This window comes from Labilibaculum euxinicum (genome assembly GCF_009795715.1).
GTDB classification, from domain to species: Bacteria; Bacteroidota; Bacteroidia; order Bacteroidales; family Marinifilaceae; genus Labilibaculum; species Labilibaculum euxinus.
In genome coordinates this window covers 152,783-170,625 of record NZ_WTCR01000005.1, presented here as the reverse complement: position 1 = coordinate 170,625, position 17,843 = coordinate 152,783, and the positions used below count along the sequence as shown (strand labels likewise).

23 protein-coding genes are annotated in these 17,843 nt (G+C 36.8%); 20 read left to right on the top strand and 3 right to left on the bottom strand.

Annotated features, from left to right (window positions below; genetic code table 11):
- Positions 1-96 precede the first annotated feature (96 nt).
- Both GQR60_RS08190 and GQR60_RS08185 read right to left on the bottom strand, forming a co-directional pair.
- A complete protein-coding gene (locus tag GQR60_RS08190; RefSeq protein ID WP_124992446.1) occupies positions 97-741 on the bottom strand; it encodes a DUF4290 domain-containing protein in 645 nt (214 codons plus the stop codon).
- A 269-nt stretch (positions 742-1,010) separates the two neighbouring features.
- Entirely contained in the window at positions 1,011-3,329 is a 2,319-nt protein-coding gene (locus tag GQR60_RS08185) for an ATP-dependent helicase (protein WP_124992445.1), read from the bottom strand.
- A 458-nt stretch (positions 3,330-3,787) separates the two neighbouring features.
- On the opposite strand from GQR60_RS08185, the gene GQR60_RS20270 reads away from it, so the two are divergent.
- Positions 3,788-4,945: a gliding motility-associated C-terminal domain-containing protein gene (locus GQR60_RS20270; protein ID WP_160463439.1), complete on the top strand. Its 1,158-nt coding sequence runs from the start codon at positions 3,788-3,790 to the stop codon at positions 4,943-4,945.
- A 58-nt stretch (positions 4,946-5,003) separates the two neighbouring features.
- Here the strand turns inward: GQR60_RS20270 and GQR60_RS08175 are convergent, their stop codons facing one another.
- The gene (locus GQR60_RS08175) at positions 5,004-7,160 is read right to left on the bottom strand and encodes an elongation factor G (RefSeq protein ID WP_124992443.1); all 2,157 of its coding nucleotides are present in this window, start codon (positions 7,158-7,160) and stop codon (positions 5,004-5,006) included.
- A gap of 408 nt (positions 7,161-7,568) precedes the next feature.
- Here GQR60_RS08175 and rpsL point away from each other — a divergent pair, with 408 nt between their 5' ends.
- From rpsL to rpsH, 19 genes are all read left to right on the top strand, one after another.
- Complete coding sequence (rpsL, locus tag GQR60_RS08170; protein ID WP_101259654.1) at positions 7,569-7,949, top strand: 30S ribosomal protein S12; 381 nt, start codon at positions 7,569-7,571, stop codon at positions 7,947-7,949.
- 129 nt (positions 7,950-8,078) lie between these two features.
- Entirely contained in the window at positions 8,079-8,555 is a 477-nt protein-coding gene (rpsG, locus tag GQR60_RS08165) for a 30S ribosomal protein S7 (RefSeq protein ID WP_124992442.1), read from the top strand.
- A gap of 26 nt (positions 8,556-8,581) precedes the next feature.
- Positions 8,582-10,696, top strand: a complete 2,115-nt coding sequence (gene fusA, locus GQR60_RS08160) for an elongation factor G (protein ID WP_124992441.1) — start codon at positions 8,582-8,584, stop codon at positions 10,694-10,696.
- 24 nt (positions 10,697-10,720) lie between these two features.
- On the top strand, positions 10,721-11,026 hold the full coding sequence (gene rpsJ / locus GQR60_RS08155) for a 30S ribosomal protein S10 (RefSeq protein WP_096428449.1): 306 nt from the start codon (positions 10,721-10,723) through the stop codon (positions 11,024-11,026).
- 37 nt (positions 11,027-11,063) lie between these two features.
- On the top strand, positions 11,064-11,681 hold the full coding sequence (gene rplC, locus GQR60_RS08150) for a 50S ribosomal protein L3 (protein WP_124992440.1): 618 nt from the start codon (positions 11,064-11,066) through the stop codon (positions 11,679-11,681).
- Positions 11,681-12,313 carry a 50S ribosomal protein L4 gene (gene rplD, locus GQR60_RS08145; RefSeq protein ID WP_101308156.1) on the top strand — a complete coding sequence of 211 codons (633 nt, stop codon included), beginning with the start codon at positions 11,681-11,683 and terminating at the stop codon, positions 12,311-12,313. Before rplC ends, rplD begins: the two co-directional genes overlap by 1 nt.
- A gap of 9 nt (positions 12,314-12,322) precedes the next feature.
- The gene (gene rplW, locus GQR60_RS08140) at positions 12,323-12,613 is read left to right on the top strand and encodes a 50S ribosomal protein L23 (protein ID WP_101308157.1); all 291 of its coding nucleotides are present in this window, start codon (positions 12,323-12,325) and stop codon (positions 12,611-12,613) included.
- A gap of 7 nt (positions 12,614-12,620) precedes the next feature.
- Positions 12,621-13,445, top strand: coding sequence for a 50S ribosomal protein L2 (gene rplB, locus GQR60_RS08135; RefSeq protein ID WP_101308158.1), 825 nt, complete (start codon positions 12,621-12,623; stop codon positions 13,443-13,445).
- 18 nt (positions 13,446-13,463) lie between these two features.
- A complete protein-coding gene (rpsS, locus tag GQR60_RS08130) occupies positions 13,464-13,733 on the top strand; it encodes a 30S ribosomal protein S19 (RefSeq protein ID WP_101308159.1) in 270 nt (89 codons plus the stop codon).
- Between the two features lie 40 nt (positions 13,734-13,773).
- Positions 13,774-14,193, top strand: coding sequence for a 50S ribosomal protein L22 (gene rplV / locus GQR60_RS08125; protein ID WP_101259646.1), 420 nt, complete (start codon positions 13,774-13,776; stop codon positions 14,191-14,193).
- A 5-nt stretch (positions 14,194-14,198) separates the two neighbouring features.
- The gene (gene rpsC / locus GQR60_RS08120; protein WP_101308160.1) at positions 14,199-14,909 is read left to right on the top strand and encodes a 30S ribosomal protein S3; all 711 of its coding nucleotides are present in this window, start codon (positions 14,199-14,201) and stop codon (positions 14,907-14,909) included.
- Between the two features lie 26 nt (positions 14,910-14,935).
- Complete coding sequence (gene rplP / locus GQR60_RS08115; protein ID WP_101308161.1) at positions 14,936-15,367, top strand: 50S ribosomal protein L16; 432 nt, start codon at positions 14,936-14,938, stop codon at positions 15,365-15,367.
- A gap of 2 nt (positions 15,368-15,369) precedes the next feature.
- Positions 15,370-15,567 (top strand): 50S ribosomal protein L29, encoded by a 198-nt coding sequence (gene rpmC / locus GQR60_RS08110; protein WP_101308162.1) that lies wholly within the window; start codon positions 15,370-15,372, stop codon positions 15,565-15,567.
- 6 nt (positions 15,568-15,573) lie between these two features.
- Positions 15,574-15,828: a 30S ribosomal protein S17 gene (gene rpsQ / locus GQR60_RS08105; protein ID WP_101259642.1), complete on the top strand. Its 255-nt coding sequence runs from the start codon at positions 15,574-15,576 to the stop codon at positions 15,826-15,828.
- A gap of 2 nt (positions 15,829-15,830) precedes the next feature.
- Complete coding sequence (gene rplN / locus GQR60_RS08100) at positions 15,831-16,196, top strand: 50S ribosomal protein L14 (RefSeq protein WP_101308163.1); 366 nt, start codon at positions 15,831-15,833, stop codon at positions 16,194-16,196.
- A gap of 19 nt (positions 16,197-16,215) precedes the next feature.
- The gene (gene rplX, locus GQR60_RS08095; protein WP_101259640.1) at positions 16,216-16,539 is read left to right on the top strand and encodes a 50S ribosomal protein L24; all 324 of its coding nucleotides are present in this window, start codon (positions 16,216-16,218) and stop codon (positions 16,537-16,539) included.
- Positions 16,539-17,093 carry a 50S ribosomal protein L5 gene (gene rplE, locus GQR60_RS08090; protein ID WP_124992439.1) on the top strand — a complete coding sequence of 185 codons (555 nt, stop codon included), beginning with the start codon at positions 16,539-16,541 and terminating at the stop codon, positions 17,091-17,093. Before rplX ends, rplE begins: the two co-directional genes overlap by 1 nt.
- Positions 17,094-17,097: 4 nt before the next feature.
- Positions 17,098-17,367, top strand: a complete 270-nt coding sequence (rpsN, locus tag GQR60_RS08085) for a 30S ribosomal protein S14 (protein ID WP_101308166.1) — start codon at positions 17,098-17,100, stop codon at positions 17,365-17,367.
- A 71-nt stretch (positions 17,368-17,438) separates the two neighbouring features.
- On the top strand, positions 17,439-17,834 hold the full coding sequence (gene rpsH, locus GQR60_RS08080; protein ID WP_101308167.1) for a 30S ribosomal protein S8: 396 nt from the start codon (positions 17,439-17,441) through the stop codon (positions 17,832-17,834).
- Positions 17,835-17,843 lie beyond the last annotated feature (9 nt).

Below are 17,843 nucleotides of genomic sequence, written 5' to 3'. Positions count from 1 at the left end.
TGTATAAAGGCTAAAGATAATTATAAAAAACGTTTGGGAAAGTGAAAGCATACTGGTCTTGACATAAAAAAAACCGGTATGGAACCGGTTTTTGTTTTATGCTCTTGGTTTATTGAACTTTCGATGATCGTTTTTATTGTCGTTTCGATTATCAGTTCTTGGATTTTTTTTCTTTTTAATTTTCTGAACGAATTCCCTTTCTTTGACTTCGGCTAATTTCAATCGCTCAGGAATTTCAAGTTTCCCTTTTGATAATGCAACCAGATCTTTAAATATTTTCTCGTCAGGAACACTGTCTTTATTCCAATTAAGGAATGATTTTTTCATGTGATTGGCAATCATTATTATGAGAGCATCTTTTTCCTTCGGATCTTCAAGTTCGATGGCTTTTGCAATTAAAACTTCTACAGTACGGCCATAATGGCGGTATTTTATTCTTTTAGTGCTATAAGGCAATCGATCAGGTTTTTCGGCTAACTTTTCCCTTGTAGGAGCTTCGTAGGGCGAGTCGATGTCTAAATTAAAATCAGACATGATGGCTATATGATCCCACAGTTTGTGTCTAAAATCACTAACATCTCTAAGGTGAGGATACATATTTCCCATAATGGCAATAATACTTTTTACCACATGGTTTCTCTGAACCCTGTCTTCAACAGTTAGGGCGTAATCTACCATTTTGTGAACATTTCGTCCATATTCAGGAAGAATTAGATGTTTCCTGCTCGAATTATAATCCATTTATTTTATTGTTGTTTTAATCTGGTAATAACTTTTTTTATACGATAGGTAATTTGGCAAACTTGTAAGAGAATGCAACACAATAGCACAAAAAGAATGAAGATAGTTATAAGTACTACTGAAGAATCTAAGATTTCACTGGTTTTACTAAACGAAGTAGAAAAGAAGCTTTAATGAATTGTTTTTTATGAACTAAACAATTACAGAAAATCTTAGAACTCAAGGCAAATGTAACAGATTTCTTCTTTCAATACAAATAGTTAGCGTATTTATCCTACAATTTTAAGTTTTGCGAATTTTAGCAGTAACTGTTTTTGACCCACATTTTGAAAAAATACGGTTGCTTTGATGTTTGGTTTACTTCCTTCCATTTGCAAAACTTTTCCTTTGCCAAAGCGCTGATGCTCTACAATCATACCTGATTGTATTTGTTCCGGATTGGAAGGGATAAAATTAGGATCATTAGCCTGACTACCATTTATATTGTTACGGATAATGGGTTGATTTAGTTTTGGTTTGGCAGAGAAACTTTGTTTTGCTTCGAATCTTTTTGGTTGACTTACGATTTCAGAATCGGTTCTGCTTTGGAAGTTTTCATTTCCGGCTCCCGAAAAATCAGGCTCCGATTCATATTGAAGATCCATAAATTTCTCATCAATTTCATTGATGAAACGACTTGGCCGGGGATAACTTATGTTTCCCCATTTGTATCTCGATTTGGCAAACGATAAGGTGACTTTTGTTTCGGCTCTGGTTAGAGCAACATAAAACAGCCTGCGTTCCTCTTCTAATTCCTGCTGTGTGCTGGTAGCCATTTGCGAAGGAAACAAATCTTCTTCTAACCCTACAATATGTAAGTGCGAAAACTCCAGCCCTTTTGCCGAGTGAATGGTCATTAATGTCACTTTATTCCGATCTTCATCTTTGTCCTTGTCCTGATCGGTTAACAGTGCAACATCTTCCAGGTAATTGGCCAGTTGCAATTCGTTGCCTTCTTCCAAAGAGTTTTGTGTAAATTCCTGAATCCCGTTTAACAGCTCCTGAATATTTTCATGTCGGGAGACTCCTTCAGGCGATCGGTCATTATAAAGATCCTGAACAATACCGGTTGCCTTTGCAATGTAGTTTGCCAGATCAATAGCCGTGTCCGTATCTTGTCTTTGCTGAAAATCAGTGATTAAAGCTGCAAATTTCATCAGTTTCGAGATGGTTCCTGAGTTGATTCCATAAGGTCTTTGGTTCAGACCGCAAATCACATCCCAAATACTGCATTCGTTTTGGGTGGCAGCATCCTGCAGTTTGCTAACGGTAGTATCTCCAATTCCTCTTTTAGGATAGTTAATCACCCTTTTGATTGCTTCTTCATCATTCGGGTTTACTGTCATGCGGAAATAGGAAAGCAGATCCTTAATTTCTTTTCTCTGATAAAAGGAAAGTCCGCCGTATATTTTATAGGGCAAATTTAATTTGCGTAATGATTCTTCAAAAATCCGCGATTGAGCATTGGTTCTGTATAGAATAGCAAAATCCTGATATTGAAGATGCTCACGCATTCTTTCTTCGTAAATTGCATTGGCAACAATGTATCCCTCTTCGTGGTCGGTAAGTGCCTTAACAACTTTTATTTTTTCTCCTTCTTCGTTTTCCGAAAAGGATACTTTTTTTATCTGATCGCGGTTTTTGTGAATAACACTATTGGCGGCATTTACAATATTTTGTGTCGATCTGTAATTCTGCTCTAATTTATAAAGCTTGTAATTTGGATAGTCGTTTTTGAAATTGAGTATGTTTTCAATTTTCGCACCGCGAAAAGAATAGATACTCTGGGCATCATCACCAACAACACATACATTTTTATGATTTTCGGCAAGCTTTTTTACAATTAAATATTGAGAGTAATTGGTATCCTGATACTCATCAACCAAAATGTATTTAAATTTATTTTGGTACTTCGCTAATATTTCAGGTTTGGATTTAAAAAGAATATTGGTCTGCAATAAAAGATCATCAAAATCCATTGCATTGGCTTGCCGGCATCGCTGACTGTATTTTTTGTAAATTTCAAAAATTAGCGGCCGGCGATTGCTCGAGTCAATTTTTTGAATGCCGGCGTTTTGAGCATAAGCATTTGCAGTGACCAAATTATTTTTAGCTGATGAAATTCGGTTCAAAACTTCATTTGCTTTATATACTTTATCATCAAGCTGCATTTCTCTGATAATAGCTCGAAGCAGATTGCGAGAATCCTGAGTGTCGTAAATCGTAAAATTAGAATCAAAACCCAAATGCTCGGCTTCGTATCGTAATATTTTCGAAAATATAGAGTGAAAAGTTCCCATCCAAAGCGATTGAGATTGCTGTTGATCGACAAGATTCCCGATCCTTTCTTTCATTTCCCGTGCAGCTTTATTGGTAAAAGTTAAAGCTAAAATAGAGTAGGCAGGAATTTTCTGATTTAGAAGATGGGCAATCCGATAAGTTAAGACCCTTGTTTTGCCCGACCCAGCTCCGGCAATAACCAGTGATGCTCCATTAATATTCTCAACGGCTTCTCGTTGTACCGGATTTAATTCATTTAAATATTCCATTCTATTTCTATCTTTCCAATTATTTCGAAGCTCAAAAATAATATTTGAACCGTAACTTTCGTCTTTTTTTTGAATATTACTCCATAATTAAATCCATAAAAAGCATTTAGTGTGAAGTAAACCAGGATTCTAAAAAGGTATTGTCAAGGGGCTTACTAAAGCCTTTTCTTGGTTTTGTTTATCTCTTAGTATGTATTTTTCAGATAAAGATAATTGTTTAATAATAGAAAAAACGGCTTAATTTTTTTAATATTGTAATTCCAGATATATCATAAAACTATTCATACATCACTATGAGAATTAAGTCCTTTTTATTGTTTTTGAGAACTATTAATTGTATTTCACTTCTTGTGATATTGTCTTTTTTGTCTAGTTCCGCTATTTCTCAGATTACTGCCCCTAATGCATCTCTTAGATCGTTAACAAAATACACTGCAACACCAAATGATTCCTTGTATGTGTTCTGTGACAATATAGGTGCTGGTGTTGGTGAATTAAAAGCAGGCTCTAATGATGGAACCTCAGGTTGGACTTTTACATGGACAAAATGGGATTCGGGAACAGGCACTTTTGCAATACCGATTCCTTCGGTTGATACTTCTTCAGAATCAATATTGACTAATTTGCCTGATGGATTGTATAAAGTTGAAGCTACGAATGGAGTTAATTCTTTTAATGATCAGGCTTGGGTGTTGAATAATTCGAATATGAATCCAAGTATATTAGTAACATTGAATTGTGTTGGGGTGAATGTTAAATCATCTTTTACTTCCGTGGTGTTAAATTATATTGATATTGATTCAGGTGATCCCGCCGATGTTGTTTCGGGGGATGATATAGTATTTAGATTGAAGCGGGATAATGAAGATGAATTTTTAAGAGCGACTTATGTTGGAAACGAAGTTAGTTTTATAGATGAAGAACCTTTTTTGGGAGAAAAGGGATATTCTATTTCTGTGAAAGATCAATATGGGTGTGTGTTTTATTCTGATGTTGTAGCTTCGGAAACTTATAGTATTAATGCAGAGTTCACTTTTGATCCAGTGGTAGGTGAGGCTCCGTTGGAAGTGAAATTTGATATTGTAGATTCTGATAATATTGAAAATTTTGAATGGTTCATTTATCAGGATTTTGATCGAATTAAAGATGCGGTCACGCTTGAGGATAGTTTGTTGGTGGATGGAATTGTTACCGATAAGGATCTTGTTGCTTATACATATTTACATCCTGGCAACTATTTTGTAAAATTAATAGCTTCGTCGGAAAATATGGATGGAGTATGTATTGATGAATATTATTTAAAGGATAAAGGAACACCAATTGTAGTGGATACTTCTTTGGTGCAGGTGCCTAATGTGTTTACACCTAACGGCGATGGGAGAAATGATATTTTTAGAGTAAAATCGCAATCCTTAAAAAGTTTTAGTGGAACAATTATCAACAGATGGGGAAGGGTTGTGTTTTCATGGAAAAACCCGGATGAAGGTTGGAATGGGAAAATCCATGGTAAATGGGCAACTCCGGGAACCTACTTTTATGTGATAACAGCAACGGGCAGAGAAGAACAAAAAAAGAAATATACTAAAAAAGGATCTTTTATGCTGATCAGAAAATAGGATATTGAAATATAAATTATAATATAGAAAAAAGGCCTCATTCGAGGCCTTTTCTTTGTTATGCTTCAGCAGTTTCTTCTTGGTAGGCTGCTAAAAGTTCAACCTGAACTTCGTTTGGAACTTTTTCGTAGGTGTCAAACTTCATGGTGAATTGAGCTCGACCTCTGGTTAAAGAACTTAACGTAGTAGAGTATTTGTTCATTTCCTTTAAAGGTACTTTAGCTAGAATTTTTTGAAATCCTTTTTCAGCTTCCATTCCCATAATCATTGCCCGACGAGATTGTAAATCACTCATTACATCACCCATACGATCTTCAGGCACCAATACTTCTATATTATATATAGGTTCAAGTATTTTTGGCCCTGCATTTTTAAAGGCGGCACTAAAAGCATGTCGGCCTGCTAATCTAAACGAAATTTCATTTGAATCAACCGCGTGCATCTTTCCATCATAAACAACCACACGGATATCTCTGGCATACGATCCTGTAAGCGGGCCTTCATCCATTTTTTCCATTATTCCTTTCTGAATGGCCGGAAGGAACCGTGTGTCTATAGCACCACCAACAATACAGTTGCAGAACACTAATTTCCCACCCCAATTCAGTTTGGTGACTTCGGTGCCACGTAGGTTTACTTTCATTTCTTTCCCATCAATCTTATACATTACTGGATCAGGCATCCCTTCAGTATATGGCTCGATAAGCATGTGTACTTCTCCAAATTGACCAGAACCTCCGGATTGCTTTTTATGGCGGTAATCTGCCTGGGCAAGTTTGGTGATTGTCTCTCTATAAGGAATCTTAGGAGTTAGGAACTCAATTTCCAGATGATCGTTGTGACTTAATCTCCATTTAAGAGTGTTCATATGGAATTCGCCCTGTCCGTGTAATATGATTTGCTTTAGTTCTTTTGAATATTCTATTGTTATTGTAGGGTCTTCTTCGTGCATTCTATGAAGAAGTTCTCCTAGTTTCTCATCATCAGCTTCATCTTTAGCTTTTACAGCGGTTCTGTACTTTGGTTCAGGAAATTGGATGTCCTTGTATACAAAATCACAATCTTTACAATTTAATGTATGATTGTTTTTCGTGTTTTTCAATTTTACAGTTGCGCCTATGTCGCCTGCAACAAGCTCACTAACTCTCTCTCTGTTTCTACCTGCGATAATATACAATTGAGAGACTCTCTCTTTTATATTGTTGTTTATATTGATTAAATCGTCACCTTCTTTAATTCTTCCTGATATAACTTTAAAGTAACTTACTTCTCCAATGTGGGGCTCAATGGATGTTTTAAATACGAAAACTGAAGTTGGGGCATTAGGGTCGCATTTTGCTTTTCTTCCGCTTACTGTTGGTATGGCAGGCATTTCTGTTACAAATGGAACAATATTTCCAATAAATTCCATTAATCGTCTTACGCCCATATCTTTTTTGGCTGAAACACAGAAAACAGGAAAGAAATCACACGCGATCATTCCTTTCTTCATTCCGGTTCGCATTTCATCTTCTGTTAAAGTCCCTTTTTCAAAAAAAAGTTCCATCAAGTCTTCATCGTTTTCTGCGGCTGATTCAACAAGCTCATTATGCAGTTCATTGGCTTTATCAATTTCAGAGTCCGGTATCGGAAGTATTTCCGGTTCTCCGCCGTCAGGACCCCATTGGTACATTTTCATTTTTAGTACATCAATAAGAGCATTAAAATTTACGCCAACGTTTACGGGATATTGTACAATCGAAACTTTACTGCCAAAATTAGTTTTGGCTGATTCAATGCATAGTTCAAAATTAGCTTTGTCATGATCGAGTTGATTAACAACAAATATCAATGGCTTATTTAAAGCGGCTGCTCTACGACCTATTATTTCGGTACCTACTTCAACACCATTCAAAGCATTGATAAGCATTAAACCTGTATCAACAACATTGAGGGCTGAAATTACTCCTCCGGAAAAATCATCTGCACCGGGAGTATCTATAAAATTAATCTTCTTTCCTAACCACTCTGTGTAAAGAACTGTTGAAAAAACAGAGTTTCCATATTCGTGTTCTACAGGGTTGTAATCAGAAACGGTGCTATTATCTTCCACGTTTCCGCGTCTTGTAATAACACCGCCTTCAAATAGCATTGCTTCAGCAAGGGTAGTTTTACCCGAGCCGGCATTGCCAATGAGGGCGATGTTTTTAATTTCATTTGATTGATACACTTTCATAATGGTATTTTTTTTGGGTTTGAAAAAAATGTATTTATTTTGGGTTTGAAGTTGATAAAACTTCATTTTTACTTATAAGGTTTTCTAAATTAATGAACTTTTTAGTTAGATACAATATACATTAAGGGATCTAGGGCATAAAAAATTGACATCCATAAATTTTGATTGTATTTTTAACTTTTACTCCTTGATTTTACTGGAAGACACGACTCTTTTTTAAATAAACTCAAACGGCTTATTTTTTTGATAGAGAATAACTTGTCTTTTCTAAAGGCTTTTCTTACCTTTGTGCGCTGATTTAAAGGGGTTTTATAAAATTACATGGCTGAATTGCTGATTTTATAAAATAAATAATACCTTTGCAAACCAAATTGTTAAAAATATTTAATTAAAAAAGTAATTGTTAATATGCCTACAATTCAACAGTTAGTTAGAAAAGGAAGAACCAAGCTTATCGATAAAAGCAAGGCTCCGGCATTGGATTCTTGTCCACAGAGGAGAGGGGTTTGTGTCCGTGTGTATACGACTACACCTAAGAAGCCTAACTCGGCTATGCGTAAAGTTGCCCGTGTTAGATTGACTAACGGAAAAGAAGTGAATGCTTACATTCCAGGAGAAGGACACAACTTACAGGAACACTCGATCGTTTTGATTAGAGGTGGTCGTGTAAAAGATCTTCCAGGGGTAAGATATCACCTTGTTCGTGGTGCTCTTGATGCTTCAGGGGTAGAAGGTCGTAAACAACGTCGTTCTAAGTATGGTACTAAGAGACCTAAAGCTAAAAAGTAATTAATTCTAGTTTTTAAAACTGTGAGTTAATGTTTATGTGTTGTTCTCTATTAAGTTGAGTAAATGATCGTGAGATTTTTGAAGACTGAACCAGGCAGCTACAACGGATAACTCGTAAACTAAGAGAAAATGAGAAAGTCAAGACCAAAAAAGAGAATCTTATTGCCGGATCCAAAGTTTAATGACGTTTTGGTAACAAGATTTGTGAATGACTTAATGGTTGATGGAAAGAAAAACCTTTCCTTTAAAGTGTTTTATGATGCTTTAGAAATCGTTAAAACGAAAACAGAAAAGCTGGAAAAATCTCCGCTTGAGATTTGGAAAAAAGCTTTAGAAAACATTACTCCAGCTGTAGAGGTTAAGAGCCGACGCGTAGGTGGAGCAACTTTTCAAGTTCCTACAGAGATTCGTCCTGAAAGAAAAGTTTCAATCGCTATTAAAAGTATGATTCTTTTTGCACGCAAAAGATCTGGTAAATCTATGGCTGAAAAATTGTCTGCGGAAATTCTTGGTGGATACAATGAAGAAGGTGGAGCTTACAAGAAGAAAGAAGATACACATAGAATGGCTGAAGCTAACCGTGCTTTTGCTCACTTTAGATTTTAATAACTGTTAAGCGATTCTTAAAGAATATGGCAAAGAGAGATTTAAAATTCACCAGAAATATTGGTATCATGGCGCACATCGACGCCGGTAAAACAACGACTACTGAGCGTATTTTGTATTATACCGGAGTTTCTCACAAAATTGGTGAGGTGCATGATGGTGCAGCTACAATGGACTGGATGGAGCAAGAGCAAGAGAGAGGTATTACAATTACTTCTGCTGCAACTACCTGTTTTTGGAATTACGACAGCGAAAAGTATCAGGTAAATATTATTGATACTCCAGGTCACGTTGATTTTACCGTTGAGGTAGAACGATCATTGCGTGTGTTGGATGGAGCTGTTGCATGTTTTTGTGCAGTTGGTGGTGTTGAGGCACAATCAGAAACAGTTTGGAGACAAGCTGATAAATATAAAGTACCACGTATGGGTTTTGTAAATAAAATGGACCGTTCAGGTGCTGATTTTTACAAGGCTGTTCGTGAAGTAAGAGAGAAATTAGGAGCGAATCCAATTCCTGTTCAAATTCCTATCGGAACTGAAGAAAGCTTTAAAGGTGTGGTTGATTTGATCACAATGAAAGCTGTTATCTGGTATGATGACGAGAACGGAACTAATTATACATTAGAGGATATTCCTGATTACTTAGTTGAAGAAGCTAATGAGTGGAGAGAAACACTTGTAGAGGCTGTTGCAGTGCATGATGAAGATATGATGGAGCGTTTCTTTGAGGATCCTGATTCTATTACTGAGCAGGAGCTTTTAAATGTGATTCGTAAAGCTACTATCGCTATGGACATTGTTCCAATGTTATGTGGTTCGGCATTTAAAAATAAAGGTGTTCAGCGTTTGTTGGATGCTGTTATTACATTCTTGCCATCTCCTTTAGATGTTGATGCTATTGTTGGTAAAGTTCCGGGAACAGATGAAGTGGTTTCAAGACAACCTTCTGTTGACGAGCCTTTGGCTGCTTTGGCATTTAAAATTGCTACCGACCCATTTGTAGGTCGTTTGGCTTTTACTCGTTTGTATTCTGGATCTATTGATGCTGGTTCTTACGTTTATAATGTTAGAACAGGTAACAAAGAACGTATTTCGCGTTTATATCAAATGCATTCAAACAAGCAAAATGCGATTGATCGCGTAGAAGCTGGTGATATTTGTGCATGTGTTGGGTTTAAAGATATTAGAACTGGTGATACATTGTGTCAAAAAGAAACTTCAATCGAGCTTGAATCGATGGATTTTCCAGAGCCGGTAATTGGTATTGCTATTGAGCCTTTAACTCAGAAAGATCTTGATAAGATGGGTATGGCATTGGCTAAACTAGCTGAAGAAGATCCAACTTTCCATGTGAAAACTGACGAAGAATCAGGACAAACTGTTATTTCTGGTATGGGTGAACTTCACTTAGATATCATCGTTGACCGTTTGAAGCGTGAATTCAAAGTAGAGTGTAATCAGGGTGCGCCTCAGGTTGCATACAAAGAAGCTATTACCGGAACTGTTAATCACCGTCAGGTATTTAAGAAACAGTCTGGTGGTCGTGGTAAATTTGCTGATATTATTTTCAACTTGTCTCCAGTGGATGCTGATTTTGAAGGAGAAGGATTGCAGTTTGTAGACAAGGTTAAAGGTGGTAATATCCCTAAGGAATTTATTCCATCTGTACAAAAAGGTTTCAAAGAAGCAATGAAAAATGGTGTGTTGGCAGGTTATACTGTTGATTCATTAAAAGTTGAATTGCTTGACGGATCTTTCCATCCAGTGGATTCTGATCAGCTTTCGTTCGAATTGGCAGCTAAGCAAGGGTACAGAGAAGCTTGTGGTAAAGCGAAACCGGTACTTCTTGAGCCAATCATGAAAATTGAAGTTATCACACCAGAAGAATATATGGGTGATATTATTGGTGACTTGAATAAGCGTAGAGGTCAGATTGAAGGAATGGAGTCTAAGCATGGAGCACGTGTTGTTAATGCTACAGTACCATTGTCAGAGCAATTTGGATACGTTACTGTATTGAGAACCTTATCCTCTGGTCGAGCAAATTCTTCTATGGAATTTGATCATTTTGCTGAGGTGCCAAAAGGTATTGCAAAAGAAGTGGTTGAGAAAGCCAAGGGTAAAGTTGAATTACTATAGTTTTATCGTATAATATTAAATAATATGAGCCAAAAAATTAGAATTAAACTGAAATCTTACGATCACAACTTGGTTGATAACTCAGCTGAGAAAATCGTTAAGACAGTTAAGGCTACAGGTGCAGTAGTAAGTGGTCCTATTCCACTTCCAACTCACAAAAGAATTTTTACCGTTCTTCGTTCAACTTTCGTGAACAAGAAATCAAGAGAGCAGTTTCAACTTTCTTCATTCAAACGTCTGATTGATATTTACAGTTCTACTGCAAGTACAATTGATGCTCTAATGAAACTAGAGTTGCCTAGTGGAGTTGAAGTAGAGATTAAAGTTTGATAAACTGTTAGATTTATTTTTTAAAAAATAAAGAAAAATGCCAGGATTAATTGGAAAAAAAATCGGAATGACTTCCGTTTACAGTGCCGAGGGAAAAAATATTCCATGCACTGTCATTGAGGCAGGTCCATGTGTTGTAACCCAGATCAAAACTATTGAAACTGATGGTTACGAAGCACTTCAGTTGGCTTTCGACGAAAAGAAAGAAAAGCGAACAACGAAGGCGCTAGATGGGCACTTTAAAAAGGCAAATACAACCCCTAAGAAAAAACTTGTTGAATTCGGCGATTTCGAAGCTGAGTACAAGTTAGGAGATGTTATTACAATTGATATTATTGAGGAGGCTACTTTCGTAGATATCACAGGTATATCAAAAGGTAAAGGTTTTCAAGGGGTAGTGAAACGTCATGGTTTTGGCGGAGTAGGAGGACAGACACACGGTCAGCATAACCGTTTGCGTGCTCCAGGTTCTATTGGTGCTGCATCTTACCCAGCTCGCGTATTTAAAGGCATGAGAATGGCCGGACGTATGGGTGGGGACACTGTGAAGGTGGAAAACCTTCAGGTTCTTAAGGTTATTCCTGAGAACAACTTATTATTAGTTAAAGGATCTCTTCCAGGGTCTAAAGGTTCATACGTAATTATTGAAAAGTAATGGAATTAACTATTTTAAATAAATCTGGAGAAGATACAGGCAGAAAAATTGAGTTGAACGACTCGGTTTTTGCAATTGAACCAAACGAACACGCTATTTACCTAGATGTTAAGCAATATTTAGCTAACCAACGTCAGGGAACTCACAAATCGAAAGAAAGAGCTGAGATCTCAGGTAGTACTAAGAAAATAAAAAAACAAAAAGGTACTGGTACAGCTCGTGCGGGTAGCATTAAATCGCCTGTGTTCAGAGGGGGAGGACGAGTATTCGGTCCACGTCCAAGAAACTATAGTTTCAAATTGAATAAGAAATTAAAGCAATTAGCTCGTCGTTCAGCTTTAAGTTTAAAAGCTCAAAATGATGGTTTGTTAATTATCGAAGATTTCAATTTTGAAGCTGTTAAGACGAAAAGTTTTGTTGAACTTCAAAAAAACCTGAAAGTATCTGATAAAAAAGTACTTTTGGTGTTAGCCGAAGACAATAAAAACATATATTTGTCTTCTCGTAATTTGAAGAATGTTGAAGTTGTACGTGTTTCTGATCTTGCAACTTACGATATTATGAAAGCTTCAGCTTTGTTATTTGTAGAGAGCTCCGTAAAAGGGCTCGATGAAATGTTTAAACTAAATTAAGTTTAAAAGATGGAAATTTTAATCAAACCGATCGTTACCGAGAAGATGACAGCCCAAAGCGAAAAATTAAATTGCTTTGGATTTGTCGTGGATCGCAGAGCGAAGAAGATCGAAATTAAAAAAGCAATTGAATCAATGTACAATGTTAAGGTAGCGGCAGTTAATACCATGAATTATCAAGGTAAGAAGAAGAGCCGTTTTACTAAAGCTGGTGCAATTGAAGGAAGAACTGCTTCTTTTAAGAAAGCGATCGTGACTTTAGTTGATGGGGATAAAATAGATTTTTATAGCAATATTTAATTAGAAAATGGCTGTACGTAAATTAAGACCTGTAACTCCTGGTCAAAGGCATAAGATTCTTAATACCTTTGAGCAGGTTACTACAGACAAACCTGAAAAATCATTGTTAAGACCAATGAAAAAAACCGGTGGTAGAAATAACTCCGGTAAGATGACAATGAGATATATAGGTGGTGGTCACAAAAGAAGATATCGAGTTATTGATTTCAAAAGAGACAAAGATGGTGTTCCTGCCAAAGTGGTTTCGATTGAGTACGATCCAAACCGTACTGCACGCATAGCATTGCTAGTGTATGCAGATGGTGAGAAACGTTACATCGTCGCACCAAATGGATTGGAAGTTGGCCAGTCTTTGCTTTCTGGAAATAAAATAGCTCCTGAAATCGGAAATTCAATGCCATTATCTGATATCCCATTAGGTACAATAATTCATAATATTGAATTAAGACCCTCTCAAGGAGCAGTGATGGCTCGTAGCGCTGGTGCATATGCTCAACTCGTAGCACGAGATGGTAAGTATGCATCTATCAAATTGCCTTCTAGTGAAGTTAGAATGATTCTTGTAACCTGTAAGGCTACTATCGGAACTGTTTCTAATACTGACCATGCGTTAGAAAGAAGTGGTAAAGCCGGACGTACTCGTTGGTTGGGAAGAAGACCTAGAGTTCGTGGTGTGGTAATGAATCCAGTAGATCACCCAATGGGTGGTGGTGAAGGTAAATCTTCAGGTGGACATCCACGTTCTAGAACAGGTGTTTTAGCAAAAGGTTTCAAAACCAGAGCTAAAAAGAATGCTTCTAATAAGTATATTGTTGAAAGAAGGAAAAAATAATTTGATAATTAGATTGTTATGAGTCGTTCATTAAAAAAAGGACCTTTTATCGATTTCAAGCTGGAAAGACGAGTGTTGGGACAAAACGAATCAGGGAAAAAAACAGTTGTTAAAACCTGGTCAAGACGTTCAATGATCTCTCCGGATTTCGTAGGTCATACGATCGCCGTGCACAACGGAAACAAATTCATTCCTGTTTATGTTACTGAAAACATGGTAGGACATAAATTAGGTGAATTTGCACCAACTCGTACTTTTAGAGGACATGCTGACAAGAAAAAACGATAAGCATGTCATTGGTTTTAATTAACATTTTGAATTTGTAAAAATGGGTGCAAGAAAAAGAATAAAAGCAAACCAAATAAAGGAGGAAAACAAGAGCAAAGCATTTGCTAGCTTGAGAAATGTTCCTACTTCACCTCGCAAAATGAGACTGGTTACCGATATGGTAAGAGGTATGGAGGTGAACCGAGCTTTAGATGTACTTCGTTTCAGTCCGAAGGAGGCATCAAATCGCGTAGAAAAACTATTGCTTTCAGCTATTGCCAATTGGCAGGCTAAGAATGAAGGGCAAAGAATTGAGGAAAGCGCATTATACGTTAAAGAGATTAGCGTAGATTCAGCGAGAATCCTTAAACGTTTAAGACCTGCCCCTCAGGGAAGAGCACATAGAATAAAGAAGAGATCAAATCATGTAACTATATTGTTGGGCAGCAAAACAGCTGAAGCCGATAGTACTAAACAATAGTTAGAATGGGACAAAAAGTAAATCCAATCGGAAATAGACTAGGAATCATCAGAGGATGGGATTCTAACTGGTTTGGCGGAAAAAACTACGGCGATAAGCTTGTTGAAGATACCAAAATTAGAAAATACCTAAATGCTCGTTTAGCAAAAGCAAGTATTTCTAAAATCATCATCGAAAGAACTCTAAAGTTGATCACTATTACTGTTAACACTGCACGTCCGGGTATTATTATCGGAAAAGGTGGTCAGGAAGTTGATAAGCTGAAAGAAGAGTTGAAGAAGATTACTGACAAAGAGGTACAAATTAACATCTTTGAAATTAAGCGTCCGGAAATGGATGCCGTAATCGTTGCTAATAACATTGCTCGTCAAATTGAAGGTCGTATCGCCTATCGTCGTGCAATTAAGATGGCTATTGCTTCTACTATGAGAATGGGTGCAGAGGGAATAAAAATACAGATTTCTGGTCGTTTGAACGGTGCTGAAATGGCTCGTTCTGAAATGTACAAAGAAGGACGTACCCCGCTACACACCTTAAGAGCTGATATCGATTATTGTTTAGCCGAAGCTTTAACAACTTACGGTTTACTAGGTATCAAAGTTTGGATCTGTAAAGGTGAAGTTTACGGTAAGCGTGACTTAACCCCTAACGCAGGAATGCGTGACGGAAGAGCTCCAAAAGGAAAAGGTGGTTTTAATAGAAGAAAAAAGAAGTAGTCTTTAAATTTTAAAGAATTAGTACGATGTTACAACCAAAAAGGACAAAATTTAGGAGACAACAAAAGGGACGAATCAAAGGCAATGCCGGTCGCGGTACTGAATTAGCATTCGGATCTTTTGGGATCAAATCACTTGAAACTAAGTGGATCACTGGTCGTCAAATTGAAGCTGCTCGTGTGGCAGTAACCCGATATATGCAAAGACAAGGTCAAATCTGGATTAGAATTTTTCCAGATAAACCAATCACTAAGAAACCTGCTGAGGTTCGTATGGGTAAAGGTAAAGGTTCACCAGAAGGATTCGTTGCTCCTGTATCGCCAGGAAGAATGTTATTCGAATGTGAAGGGGTACCTTTCGAAGTTGCTAAAGAAGCATTACGTTTAGCAGCTCAAAAATTACCTGTAACTACCAAATTTGTCGTAAGACGTGATTATGTTGAAAATTCAAATGATTAATCATGAAGAATTCAGAAATTAAAGAGTTAACAACACCGGAAATAGTAGAAAAGGTAGATCTTGAAAGATCTACATTAACTCGATTCAAGCTAAATCACGCTATTTCACCTTTGGAAAATCCTTTGCAAATAAAGGTAACCCGACGTAACATTGCTCGACTTGTAACGGAGTTGCGTCACAGGCAATTAACTGATAAGTAAAAAGTGATGGAAAGAAATCTTAGAAAAGAACGTATCGGGGTTGTGGTAAGCAATAAAATGGAGAAATCCATAACTATTGTTGTGCATACCAAAGAGAAGCACCCAATTTACGGAAAGTTTGTGAACAAGTCGAAGAAATTCACTGCTCATGACGAAGAAAACACCTGTAATGAAGGTGACACCGTAAAAATCATGGAAACCCGACCTATTAGTAAGAATAAGAGTTGGAGATTAGTTGAAATTATTGAAAGAGCTAAGTAAACATGATACAAACAGAAAGTAGACTAATAGTTGCTGATAACAGCGGAGCCAAAGAAGTACTTTGTATCCGTGTGTTGGGCGGTACTAAAAAGCGTTATGCTTCGATTGGGGACAAAATTGTTGTTACCGTAAAGAATGCTATAGCCGGTTCCGATATGAAAAAAGGAACAGTTACAAAAGCGGTTGTTGTTCGCACCAAAAAAGAGATTAGAAGACCAGACGGATCCTATATTCGCTTCGATGATAACGCATGTGTATTATTGAATACAACTGGTGAAATGAGAGGAACCCGTATTTTTGGACCTGTTGCAAGAGAATTACGCGATACTGATATGAAGATCGTTTCTCTGGCACCAGAAGTTTTATAATCTTTGAAAACCTAGAACAATGCGAAAAAAATTACATATTAAAAAAGGTGATACCGTTATTGTAAACTCAGGGGAATCTAAAGGTATGGAAGGTAAAGTATTAGAAGTATTAGTAGATAAGCAACGAGCAATTGTTGAAGGAGCTAATATGATTTCTAAACATACTAAGCCTAATGCTGAAAATCCTCAGGGCGGTATTGTTAAAAAGGAGGCAGGAATTCACATTTCTAATTTGAATGTGAAAGATGCTTCAACCGGAAAGGCTACCCGTGTTGGTAGACGTTTGGGTGATGACAATAAATTAGTTAGATATTCTAAAAAGTCAGGGGAGGAGATTAAGTAATGAGCTATATACCTACTCTTAAAAAACAATATACAGAAGAAGTAATTCCTTCTTTAATGAAGGAATTTAATTACAAATCTGTAATGCAAGCACCTAAATTAACGAAAATAGTAATTAATCAGGGTGTTGGTTCGGCTATTGCTGATAAGAAGATTTTGGAATTTTCGGTAAACGAAATGACTTCTATCACTGGTCAGAAGGCAGTTCAAACTCTTTCTTCGAAAGATATTTCGAACTTTAAGCTTCGTAAAGGGATGCCGGTTGGTACAACTGTAACTTTACGTCGTGAGCGTATGTACGAATTTCTTGAGAAATTAGTGCGTGTTGCTTTGCCTCGTATCCGTGACTTTAAAGGTATTAACGGTAAACTTGATGGTAGAGGAAACTATACCTTAGGTATCGAAGAGCAAATTATTTTCCCAGAAATTGTTTTGGATGAAGTAAACAAAATAATGGGTATGAATATTACCTTCGTTACAACTGCTAAAACTGATGAGGAAGCTTTTGCTTTATTAAAGGAGTTTGGCTTACCATTTAAAAACCTAAAAAAATAAGACGATGGCTAAAGAATCAATGAAAGCTCGCGAAGTTAAGCGTCAAAAGCTTGTTGAAAAATACGCAGCAAAAAGAGCTCAACTTAAGGAGGAAGGCGATTACATCGGACTTAGTCGTTTGCCAAAAAATTCTTCTCCTGTAAGATTGCATAACAGATGTAAACTTACTGGTCGTCCTAAAGGATACATGAGACAATTCGGAATTAGTCGTATCACTTTTCGTGAAATGGCTTCTTCTGGATTAATTCCAGGTATTAAGAAGGCAAGTTGGTAAGCAGATTAGTTTGTAAAACAATTTTGTTAAATATTGTCCCGAGCAATCGGGATCAATTTAATTTTTTTAAAATGACAGATCCAATAGCAGATTTTCTTACACGTCTAAGAAACGGGATTATGGCCAATCACAAAGTGGTTGACGTTCCTGCATCTAACGTGAAAAAAGAAATGACAAAAATTCTTAAGGATAAAGGTTATATCCTTAATTACAAGTTTGTTGATGACGGAGTTCAAGGCACTATTAAAATTGCTTTGAAATACAATCCTGAGACAAAAATTTCCGCGATCAAAAATCTTAAAAGGGTGAGTAAGCCTGGTTTGAGAAAATATTGTGGAGCGGCTGAATTACCACGTGTACTAAACGGTTTGGGAATTGCAATTCTCTCTACTTCGCAAGGAGTAATGACAGACAAGGAAGCTCGTCAGAAAAACGTTGGTGGCGAAATATTGTGTTACGTTTATTAATAAAGGAGG